Origin of the sequence: Streptomyces sp. NRRL S-244 (assembly GCF_000717915.1) — a bacterium.
Classification (GTDB): domain Bacteria; phylum Actinomycetota; class Actinomycetes; order Streptomycetales; family Streptomycetaceae; genus Streptomyces.
In genome coordinates, this window is sequence record NZ_JOCX01000046.1 from 42813 (window position 1) to 53652 (window position 10840).

General features: G+C 74.0%; 10 protein-coding genes. 6 read left to right on the forward strand and 4 right to left on the reverse strand.

Annotation, left to right across the window (positions count from 1 at the left end):
• Positions 1-92 precede the first annotated feature (92 nt).
• The 4 genes from IF02_RS0131190 to der all read left to right on the forward strand — a co-directional run bounded on the left by IF02_RS0131190 (position 93) and on the right by der (position 4193).
• Entirely contained in the window at positions 93-1181 is a 1089-nt protein-coding gene (locus tag IF02_RS0131190; protein ID WP_030162978.1) for a prephenate dehydrogenase, read from the forward strand.
• 139 nt (positions 1182-1320) lie between these two features.
• On the forward strand, positions 1321-2013 hold the full coding sequence (gene cmk, locus IF02_RS0131195) for a (d)CMP kinase (RefSeq protein ID WP_030162980.1): 693 nt from the start codon (positions 1321-1323) through the stop codon (positions 2011-2013).
• The gene (locus tag IF02_RS0131200) at positions 1974-2657 is read left to right on the forward strand and encodes a lysophospholipid acyltransferase family protein (protein ID WP_051696667.1); all 684 of its coding nucleotides are present in this window, start codon (positions 1974-1976) and stop codon (positions 2655-2657) included. Before cmk ends, IF02_RS0131200 begins: the two co-directional genes overlap by 40 nt.
• 75 nt (positions 2658-2732) lie before the next feature.
• Positions 2733-4193: a ribosome biogenesis GTPase Der gene (gene der, locus IF02_RS0131205; protein ID WP_030162984.1), complete on the forward strand. Its 1461-nt coding sequence runs from the start codon at positions 2733-2735 to the stop codon at positions 4191-4193.
• Between the two features lie 38 nt (positions 4194-4231).
• Here der and IF02_RS0131210 read toward each other — a convergent pair whose 3' ends face one another.
• Together IF02_RS0131210 and IF02_RS0131215 are read right to left on the reverse strand one after the other, a co-directional pair.
• Positions 4232-4678, reverse strand: a complete 447-nt coding sequence (locus IF02_RS0131210) for a hypothetical protein (RefSeq protein WP_324603795.1) — start codon at positions 4676-4678, stop codon at positions 4232-4234.
• Positions 4679-4914: 236 nt separating this feature from the next.
• Positions 4915-5712, reverse strand: coding sequence for a hypothetical protein (locus IF02_RS0131215; RefSeq protein ID WP_030162989.1), 798 nt, complete (start codon positions 5710-5712; stop codon positions 4915-4917).
• Positions 5713-6014: 302 nt separating this feature from the next.
• Here IF02_RS0131215 and IF02_RS36155 point away from each other — a divergent pair, with 302 nt between their 5' ends.
• Entirely contained in the window at positions 6015-6767 is a 753-nt protein-coding gene (locus IF02_RS36155; RefSeq protein ID WP_078622439.1) for a transglycosylase family protein, read from the forward strand.
• Between the two features lie 61 nt (positions 6768-6828).
• Positions 6829-7794 (forward strand): helix-turn-helix transcriptional regulator, encoded by a 966-nt coding sequence (locus tag IF02_RS0131225; RefSeq protein WP_030162992.1) that lies wholly within the window; start codon positions 6829-6831, stop codon positions 7792-7794.
• A 391-nt stretch (positions 7795-8185) separates the two neighbouring features.
• Here the strand turns inward: IF02_RS0131225 and IF02_RS0131230 are convergent, their stop codons facing one another.
• Entirely contained in the window at positions 8186-9271 is a 1086-nt protein-coding gene (locus tag IF02_RS0131230; RefSeq protein WP_030162994.1) for a phosphatase PAP2 family protein, read from the reverse strand.
• Between the two features lie 308 nt (positions 9272-9579).
• Positions 9580-10695 carry a glycosyltransferase family 39 protein gene (locus IF02_RS0131235; RefSeq protein ID WP_030162996.1) on the reverse strand — a complete coding sequence of 372 codons (1116 nt, stop codon included), beginning with the start codon at positions 10693-10695 and terminating at the stop codon, positions 9580-9582.
• Positions 10696-10840: the final 145 nt, after the last annotated feature.

Below are 10840 nucleotides of genomic sequence, written 5' to 3' on the forward strand. Positions count from 1 at the left end.
CATGACGGGCTGCCGGGCCCTCTCGGCGTGTGCGCTGGCTACTCTGGCCCTGACTTGCCGTTACTCGTCACCCGCACCCCTGGAGCGCCCCCGTGAGAACCGCCGTCGTGATCGGAACCGGACTGATCGGCACCTCCGCGGCGCTCGCCCTGACCGCCCGCGGGATCACCGTCCACCTCGCCGACCACGATCCGGCCCAGGCCCGTACGGCCGCCGCCCTCGGCGCCGGCACCGACGAGGCCCCCGAGGGCCAGGTCGACCTCGCGATCGTCGCCGTACCGCCGGCCCACGTGGCGGCGTCGCTGGCCGAGGCGATCGGCCGCGGCGTGGCCCGGGCGTACGTGGACGTGGCCAGCGTCAAGGGCGGACCGCGCCGGGAGCTCGCGGCCCTCGGCGTGGACATCACGGCGTACATCGGGACCCACCCGATGGCGGGCAAGGAGCGGTCGGGCCCGCTCGCCGCGACCGCCGACCTCTTCGAGGGCCGGCCCTGGGTGCTGACCCCGACCCGGGACACCGACCACGAGGTGCTCAACCTGGCGCTCGAACTGGTGGCCCTGTGCAAGGCCGTACCGGTGGTCATGGACGCCGACGCGCACGACCGGGCGGTGGCGCTGGTCTCGCACACCCCGCAGCTGGTGTCCAGCATGGTCGCCGCGCGCCTGGAGGAGGCCGACGAGACGGCGGTGCGGCTGTGCGGCCAGGGGATCCGGGACGTGACGCGGATCGCCGCCTCCGATCCGCGGATGTGGGTGGAGATCCTCTCGGCGAACCCCGGCCCGGTGGCCGACGTCCTCGCCGGCATCGCCTCCGACCTCGAGGCCACGGTCGACGCACTGCGCGGGCTCCAGTCGGCGGACGTCGAGAAGCGGCGCGGCGGCGCGGCCGGCATCGAGGACGTCCTGAAGCGGGGCAACGCGGGCCGGGTCCGGGTACCGGGCAAGCACGGCGCGGCGCCCATCGCGTACGAGACGGTCGCCGTGCTGATCAGCGACCAGCCGGGCGAGCTCGCGCGGATCTTCGCCGACGCCGGGCGGGCCGGGGTCAACATCGAGGACGTGCGGATCGAGCACGCCACGGGCCAGCAGGCCGGCCTGGTCCAGCTCATGGTCGACCCGAGGGCGGCCGCCGCCCTCACCGCGGAGCTGCGCGAACGCGGCTGGGCGCTGCGCCAGCAGTAGCCGGTCGGCCCTCCTCCCCGGTACCGGTCGGCCCTCCTCCCCGGTACTGGGCGGCGCCCGTGTCCGGGGCCGGTAACCTTGGAGAGGGGCGCTTTGGCGCGCCCGGACACGTACGCGCAACCAGGAAGGTGCCCGCACCGTGGAAACCGCAGCTCCGTCCGCCGTGATCGTCGCCATCGACGGTCCCTCCGGCACGGGCAAGTCCAGCACCTCCAAGGCCGTGGCCGCCAAGCTCGGGCTGCGCTACCTGGACACCGGTGCCCAGTACCGGGCCATCACCTGGTGGATGATCACCAACGGGATCGACACCGACGACCCCCACGCCATCGCCGTGGCCGCCGGCAAGCCCGGCATCGTCTCCGGTACGGACCCGGCCGCGCCGACCATCACGGTCGACGGCCTGGACGCCTCCGGCCCGATCCGCACCCAGGAGGTCACCTCCAAGGTCAGCGCCGTCAGCGCCGTCCCCGAGGTGCGCACCCTGATCACCGAGCTCCAGCGCTCCATCGCCGCGTCGGCCGAGGGCGGGATCGTCGTCGAGGGGCGGGACATCGGCACCACCGTCCTGCCCGACGCCGACCTCAAGATCTTCCTGACCGCGTCCGCCGAGGCCCGCGCCGCGCGCCGCAGCGGTGAGCTGCGCGGCAAGGAGGCCACGGACCTCTCGGCCACCAAGGAAGCCCTGATCAAGCGCGACGCCGCCGACTCGGGCCGCAAGACCTCCCCGCTGGCCAAGGCCGACGACGCCGTCGAGGTCGACACCACCGAGCTCACGCTCGACCAGGTGATCGAATGCGTCGTGACCCTGGTCGAAGAGCGGCGCGGCAAGTGAGCGGAACGCCCTCCCTCAAGGGTGCGGCGCTCGGCCGGCGGATCGGCATCGGCCTCATGTACGGGCTGTGGAAGCCGCGCGTGCTGGGCGCCTGGCGCGTGCCCGCATCGGGGCCTGTCATCCTTGCCGTGAATCACGCGCACAACATCGACGGGCCGATGGTCATGGGCACCGCCCCGCGGCCGCTGCACTTCCTCATCAAGAAGGAGGCGTACGTCGGCCCGCTCGGCCCGTTCCTGGACGGGATCGGCCAGGTCAAGGTCGACCGTACGGGCGCGGACCGGGGCGCGATCAGCAAGGCGCTCGCGGTGCTCGACAACGGCGGAGCCCTGGGGATCTTCCCCGAGGGCACCCGCGGCGAGGGCGACTTCGCCTCGCTGCGCGCCGGGCTCGCGTACTTCGCGGTGCGCAGCGGCGCGCCCGTCGTGCCGGTCGCCGTACTCGGCAGCACCGAGCGCCAAGGGCGGCTGGTCCGCGGACTGCCGCCGTTCAAGAGCCGGGTCGACGTCGTCTTCGGCTCCGCCTTCGACGCGGGCGACGGCACCGGCCGCCGTACCCGTACGGCCCTGGACGAGGCCACCGTACGCATCCAGAGCAGGCTGACCGCCCACCTGGCCGACGCCAAGCGCCTGACCGGGCGCTGAGCGAGACTTGACCTAGTAGTGGAACCGCGCTGCGCGGGCACCACCGATCACCACGAACGACGAGGAACGGACTTCATGAACGACCAGCACGACCACGGAGCGCTTGGCGATGCCGAGTACGCGGAGTTCATGGAGCTCGCCGCGGAGGAAGGCTTCGACGTAGACGACGTCGAGGGCGCGATCGCGGAGGCGGGCCACGGGCCGCTGCCCGTGCTCGCCGTCGTCGGCCGCCCGAACGTCGGCAAGTCGACCCTGGTGAACCGCATCATCGGCCGCCGCGAGGCGGTCGTCGAGGACAAGCCGGGCGTCACCCGCGACCGCGTCACGTACGAGGCCGAGTGGGCCGGCCGCCGCTTCAAGGTCGTCGACACCGGTGGCTGGGAGCAGGACGTCCTCGGCATCGACGCCGCCGTCGCCGCCCAGGCCGAGTACGCCATCGAGACCGCCGACGCGGTCGTCTTCGTCGTCGACGCCAAGGTCGGCGCCACCGACAGCGACGAGGCCGTCGTCAAGCTGCTGCGCCGGGCCGGCAAGCCCGTCGTCCTGTGCGCGAACAAGGTCGACGGCCAGAGCGGCGAGTCCGACGCCGCCTCCCTGTGGTCCCTGGGCCTCGGCCAGCCGCACCCGGTCTCCTCGCTGCACGGCCGCGGTACGGGCGACATGCTCGACGCCGTCCTGGAGGCGCTGCCCGAGGCGCCCGAGCAGACCTTCGGCGGCACCCCGGTGGGCGGCCCCCGGCGCATCGCGCTCATCGGCCGCCCGAACGTGGGCAAGTCCTCGCTGCTCAACAAGGTCGCGAAGGAGGACCGGGTCGTCGTCAACGAGCTGGCCGGCACCACCCGCGACCCGGTCGACGAGCTGATCGAGCTCGGCGGCGTCACCTGGAAGTTCGTGGACACCGCGGGCATCCGCAAGAAGGTGCACCTCCAGCAGGGCGCCGACTACTACGCCTCCCTGCGCACGGCAGCCGCCGTCGAGAAGGCGGAGGTCGCGGTCATCCTGATCGACACCACCGAGACGATCAGCGTCCAGGACCAGCGCATCATCACCATGGCCGTCGAGGCCGGGCGCGCGATCGTGATCGCGTACAACAAGTGGGACGAGCTCGACGAGGAGCGCCGCTACTACCTCGAGCGCGAGATCGAGACCGAGATGCAGCAGGTCGCCTGGGCGCCCCGGGTGAACGTCTCGGCGCTCACCGGCCGCCACATGGAGAAGCTGGTCCCGGCGATCGAGACGGCCCTCGCGGGCTGGGAGACGCGCGTCCCGACCGGCCGGCTGAACGCCTTCCTCGGCGAGGTCGTCGCGGCCCACCCGCACCCGATCCGCGGCGGCAAGCAGCCCCGCATCCTGTTCGGCACCCAGGCGGGGAGCAAGCCGCCGCGGTTCGTCCTCTTCGCCTCCGGCTTCCTGGAGCACGGCTACCGGCGCTTCATCGAGCGCCGTCTGCGCGAGGAGTTCGGCTTCGAGGGGACCCCGATCCACATCTCCGTGCGGGTGCGCGAGAAGCGCGGCGCACAGCACAAGAAGAAGTAGGGGCCGGGAAGAAGTACGCGGCGAGCGCCGGTCCGGGGTCAGTAACCCCGGCGCGGAGCGGGCGGCAGGGCCGCCGGGATGTGCTGCATCCCGGTGTGGTGCTGCCGCCCGCCGGCGTATGCGGAGCCGGTGGCGGCGTGGTCGGCGCCGCCGGTCGCGGACCCGGCGTACGCGTACGAGGGCTGCGGCGCGGGGGCGTAGGTGGCCGGCCAGGGGTCCGTCTGCCATGCGGAACCGTTCCAGCCGCTCCCGTACGAGCCGCCTGCGTACCCGGAGCCGCCGGTGCCGCTGCCGTACGCCGTGCCGCCGCCGGGGTACGAGCCGCCGCCCGCGTACCAGAACGCCGTGAACCCGAGGTCCTCCTCGCCCGTACGGTCGCCCGGCAGGGCCCGGAAGGCGCGCAGGTACTCCGAGTACAGCGTGTCGTAGATCGGGGTGTGCGAGACGGCGGCCGGGGCGCTCTCCCGGTCCCTTGCGGGGCGCATCGGGGAGACGGTGCTCGCGTGGGCAGGGGCGCGGGAGGGGTCGTATGAATGCACGTATCAGCCAACGAACCCGGGGCCCTGCGGATGCGGGCCAGAGCAGAAAAACGCAGATCGCCGGGGGTGCGCGGGATGGACCGCGTACCCCCGGCGCATACCGCGCCGCCCCCTCGACGGGGGCGGCGCGGCGTTCCGGGATCCCTGCCGGCGGCGGGAATCAGAGGCCGTCGAGGCGCCGTTCAGGCGCCGGAGGTGCCCGCCAGCGGCATCGAGGCCGCCACGAGCTTGCCGACCGCGGCGGCCTTGTCGAGCGCGTCGCGGAGCAGGTCCTCGCGGGGCTGCTGGCCGATGGAGCCGACCGGGGCGGCGTAGACGAGCACGCGCTGGGTCTTGTGGACGGCGGCCCGCCAGCCGTCGGTGACCGACAGCGCCTGGTGCGCCTGCCACCAGGCGACCTGGCCGCCGCCGGGGACACCCGGCTGGAGCACGGCGTGCAGCTGGCCCGCGGCCAGCAGCACCGACCAGTCGTTCAGCGGCGAGGGCAGCTCGGCGGTCTTGGTGACCGGGACGAACCCCTGCTCGATGAGGAGCGGCAGGAAGTCGTCGCCGGGGCCGGTGGTGCCGGGGCGGGCGATCGGCGCGGTCGGCTCGACCACGAGCGCGGGGTGCAGCTCGCCGCCGATCAGGACCAGGCCGCTGGTGATGCCGAGGACGGCCTGGCCGCCGGGCACGTTCTGCGGGGACTGGCCGCCGGCGGGGCTGTCGCCGGTGATGCTGCGGACCGCGCCCTGGAGCTGCTCCTCGGAGACGGTCACCACCTGCGAGGGGATGCAGCCGGCGTGGGCGAAGGCGAGGACGGCCGTCTCCTCGCCGACGAACAGCACGGTGCTGGTGCGGTCGGTCTCGGGGTCCCCCGGGGTGCGGCAGGAGGTGCAGTCGTAGCTGCGCGGTGCGTCGTCGCCGGTGAGCAGCCTCTCGGCTTCTTCGTCACCGATCTCGGCACGTACCTCATCACTGACGTCGAGCATGCGGGGCACGGGCTGGCTCCTCGGACTAGGCGAGCGGGGGCGGCCGGGCGGTTCCCGGCTCGCCGGGCTCAACGGCCGAGCGGCGGCCGGGGTCACGCCGTTGGAGGGAACGGAATCGAACCGGGCCCCCGGAGGGGTGAACGGTCGGACCGGCGGTTTGTTTTCCTGCCAACTCTTTTCTGCATGTGCGCAGTTGGTGGTCGGAAGTGGCCGTTTCCAGCGGAGGCGGCGGCTCCGCCGACCGGGTGGGCCGCGGGGCGTTCCGCGTGGCAAGGCCGGGCGGGCGCCGCGGTGCTGCGTAGCGTGACGCGATGCCCGACCTCCGGATCCGGCGGGCCGCCTCGGCGGCCGGTGCCGCCGCCGCTGCCGCGCTGGCCCTCGTCCTCGTACTCCCTTCGGGGGCCGGCGCGGCCCCGCCGCCCCCCGCGCCCGGGCCCGCGGGGGCGGCCCACCCCGGCTCGCCCGGGATCATCGGGACCGGCCCGGGGGACTGCGGTCCCGGCGGGCAGTGGCCCTGGGACTGCGTGGCCGACTGCGAGAGCAGCGGGCGCTGGGCGGTCAACACCGGCAACGGCTTCTACGGGGGCCTGCAGTTCTGGCAGCCGACGTGGGAGGAGTACGGGGGGCTGGTCTTCGCGGCGCGGGCCGATCTGGCGAGCCGGGAGCAGCAGATCAGGGTGGCGGAGGACGTGGTGGGGTTCCAGGGGTGGGACGCGTGGCCGGTGTGCTCCAAGCGGTACGGGCTGACGGGGCGCATGCACGTGGTCCGGACCGGGGACACGCTGGAGAAGATCGCCCGGCGGTACCGGCTGAAGGGCGGCTGGCAGGCGCTGTACGAGGCGAACCGGGCGGTGATCGGCCCGAAGCCGCAGGCGCTGGTGGTCGGCACGCTGCTGGCCCTGCCGCCGGAGCCACCGCTACCGCCGTCGTCGCCACCGCCACCGCCACCGCCACCGGCGCCGGTTCCGGTTCCGGTCACGGCGCCGGTGCCGACCCCGGCGCCGACCCCGGTCCCGGCGGCGCCGATGGCCCCCGCGGCACCGGTGGCCGTGCCCGCTTCCTGACGGGGTCTCGGCCCGCGGGGGCGATTCGGACGCGGGCCGGGGTACGGGCAGACTGCTCGGCATGCTGGAGACCTCCGCACGACTGCTCCGCCTGCTGTCCCTGTTGCAGGCCCACCGCGAATGGACCGGCGCCGATCTCGCGGAGCGCCTCGGCGTGACCCCGAGGACGGTGCGGCGCGATGTGGACCGGCTCCGGGAGCTCGGCTACCCGGTGAACGCCAGCCCCGGCACCGGCGGCGGCTACCAGCTGGGCGCCGGTGCCGAGCTGCCGCCGCTGCTGCTCGACGACGACGAGGCCGTCGCCGTCGCGGTGGGCTTGCGCACGGCCGCCGGGAACGGGGTCGAGGGGATCGGGGAGGCCTCCGTACGGGCGCTCGCCAAGCTGGAGCAGGTGCTGCCGGGGCGGCTGCGGCGGCGGGTGTCGGCGCTCAACGAGTTCACCGTGCCGATGCTGCGCGGGCCGGGGCCCGCCACCGTCGACCCCTCCGTGCTCACCGAGCTCGCCGCCGCGTGCCGGGACGGCGAGCGGCTGCGCTTCGACTACCGGGACCACGCGGGCGCCGTCAGCCGCCGCGCGGTGGAGCCGCACCGGCTGGTGTGCACCGAGCGGCGCTGGTACCTGGTCGCCTGGGATCTGGACCGGGAGGACTGGCGGACCTTCCGCGCCGACCGGATCGAGCCCAGGCCGCCGCACGGGCCGCGGTTCACCCCGCGTCCGGGGCCCGCCGAGGACCTCGCCGCGTACGTGTCGCGCGGCGTGGCGCAGGCTGCGTACGCGGCCAAGGCGGTGCTGAGGCTGAAGGTGCCGGCGGAGGCGGCGGCCGGAATCGTCGGGCCGAGCGACGGGGCCCTGGAGCCGCTCGACGCCGAGAGCTGCCTGCTGCGCACGGGCGCCGTGAACCTCGACGTCCTCGTCATTCACGTCATGCTGCTCGGCTGTGAGTTCGAGGTGCTGGAGCCGCCGGAGCTGACGGACCGGATCAGAGCGGCCCGGGACCTTCTCGGGCGGGCCGTGGAGAAGATGTAAGGAAACCGCGGGGGTTCACCCGGCCGCCCCGGGGTGGCCGCGGCAATCCCCGGGGAAATTCCGGGGGTCCCGGACGGAATGCGAAACAGGATGTACGGACCGCTTGTCGCGGGCCGGAAAAAGAATGACGCGGGGACGCTTTCGCGGTGCTTCGGATGGAGCCGGGCCCGTCAAAGAACTGTCGACATTCCGTGACCCAAGCGTGACCCGGTTCGGACGAACCTCCGGGCGCTGCGCTGACGTTCCGGTCGGATGCGCCGCGGGAACCACCGAAATGGCCGAGGCGGGCCGGGTGGTGACCCGGCCCGCCTCGGCCATTTCGGTGGTGCGGGGTGAGGGTGTGCGTACCGCCCCGGAGTGCCGCGTACGGCCCGTGCTGCCGACCGGCGTATCAGCCGCCGGTGGCGGGTCGGGCCGCGGCCCGACCGGCGGGCCGCTCGGTGTGGGCCGGGCGGCGGCTGCCGACCGGAGTGACCGGGGTCCGCTCGGACCGGATCAGGTGCGGCCGGCCGGAGACGTGCGCGGCGGGCCGGGGCACCGGGGCGTGCCCGGGGCCCGCGACGGCCGCCTGCGCGGTCGCCGGGACGGGCGCGGCGGCCGGCTCCTGCGGACCGGCGGCCCCGGCGGCGTCACCGGCGAGCCGGAGCTGCCACTTGCCGCCCGCGGAGAGCAGCGGGGTGAGCGCGGTGGCGACCGGGACGGGCACGGTTCCGGTCTCCAGGCGGCGGCGCAGCCGCTCCCGCAGCGCGAAGACGCGGGCCTCGGCGCCGGCGATCAGCGGCTCGAACCAGGGCAGCGCCAGCATGATCAGCAGACCCGCCGACCAGCCGAGCAGTACGTCGCTCACCCAGTGGGTGCCGAGGTACACGGTGGTGGCGCCGACGCTCAGCGAGACAACGGCGGACACCACGGACAGCACCCGCCGGGTGACCGTGGTGGAAGCCAGGTAGGCCAGGATTCCCCAGGTCACGACGGCATTGGCGGTGTGGCCGGAAGGAAATATATCGCCGCCGGCGAAGAGCTCGGCGGAGCCGATCTGCGTGGCGTAGTGCGGGCCGAGCCGGCCGAGGCCGAGCTTGACGGCGCCGACGGTGATGTTGAGCAGGAGCAGTGCCACGCCGAGGGTGATCAGCGGGCGGAGGGTGTGCTGGCGCCAGGAGCGCCAGCCGAGCCATGCGGCGACCATGACCGCGGTGGGTCCGCGCTGGCCCAGGACGACGAGGTAGTCGAGGAAGGCGTGCAGCTGCGGCCACTGCTCGTAGGGCCGGAAGAACATGACCTGCCAGTCCAGGCGGACGAGCCAGGACGTGGTCAGGACGGCCACCACGATCGCGAGGTAGAACGCGAGGGTCGATCCGAGGAGCACGACGCGGTGCCGGCTCATCTGCGGTGTTTGCAGATGAGCCGGTCGCTCTGGTTCCCGGTCCAGCCGGGCGAACACCCGCTCCAGACGGGTCAGGATTTGGTCGGTACGCACTCAATCGACGTTACCGCGCGCCGATGGGCGGCCCGGTCGAATCACGGGCTTTGTGATGACCATGTGATGTGGAGTTGGTCTCACGCGGCGCTTAATTCCTGGCATTCAGGCATTAGTTGGAGGTGTCTTGATCCATTGCCCTGGCCATTCTTTCGCATACCCGGCCGCGCTTTATCACCGCGGCTCAATTACTTTGCTGAAAGATGGATCGGAATGATCCATTCCGTTACGCGGCCACGCCGTGCGCGTCGGGCGGGCCGGGCGGGCCGTGCGCGTCGGGCGGGCCGGGCGGGCAGACCGGCGGGCCCCTACGGCGGCCCCGACCCGTTCAGCCAGAAGGCTCCGTACACCGCCGACGCCAGTGCCACCACTCCCAGCACCGCCGCCGCCCGCCCGGTCCGCCACCGGGCCAGCGCCACCGCCGCCGGCAGCAGCAGCGGGAACGCCGGGAGCAACAGCCGCGGCTTGGAGCCGAAGTACCCCGACGCGCACAGCGCCAGCGCGACGACGATCCCGCAGTAGACGAGGAGCGCGGCCGGCTGGCGCTGCCGTACGCACAGCCAGTACAGCCACAGCACCAGCGCGACCCCCGCGATCAGCCCGACCCCGGCGGGCGCGGCGGAGGAGGCCAGCTTCGCCCCGATGAACCGGGCGAACGCCCAGCCGCCGTCGAAGCCGTTGCCCCAGCCGCCCTGCACGTCCAGGTAGCCGAGCAGCCCGCCGCCGGTGCGCGCCCCGACCCACAGCACGTACGCGGCCGCGCCCAGCGGGGCCAGTACCGCCCCCGCCGCCATCCGCCAGGACCGCTCCCCGCGCCGCCAGGACAGGGCGGCCGCCACCCAGACCGCCGCCACCACCGCGGCGCCGACCGGGCGGGTCAGCCCCGCCCCGGCCGCGAGCACGCCGGCCGTCAGCCACCGGCCGCGCAGGGCCCCGTACAGCGCCCAGGCGGCCAGGGCCGTGAACAGCGACTCGCTGTACGCCATGGACTGCACGATCCCGACGGGCAGCGCGGCCCAGACCCCGGCGGCGAACACCCCGGCCCGGCGGCCGTGGAGGAGGTCCGCGACCGCGAAGATCCCCCAGGCCGCCGCGAGCCCGGCCACCACCGAGACCACCAGGCCGGCGGAGCCGTACGACAGCCCGGTCGGGGCCGCCACCAGCCGCTCCAGCCAGGGCAGCAGGGGGAAGAAGGCCAGGTTCGAGTGCACGTCCCCGTTCGGGAGGAGCACCTCGTACCCGTACCCCTCGGCGGCGATGCGGGCGTACCAGAGCGAGTCCCAGCGCGCCGACAGCAGCGTGTGCGGGCTGCTGCCGGCCGCCGCGCACCAGAGCGCGAGCACGGCCAGCCCGAGCAGCCGGACCGCCGCGAAGACGGCCAGGGCGGGCGCGGCCCGGCGAAATCCAAGATCTTCCACGGGCATGATTATCGGTGGCGCCCGTGCGTGCCGTCGGCGCAGAACCACGGGTCGTGACCGCGCGTGTACGCGGAGGAGGGGAGAGGGGGGGGGCGGGGTGGGGCGAGTGGCACACACCACACCGCGGTCGCCGCCGCGGTGAGAGTTTGGC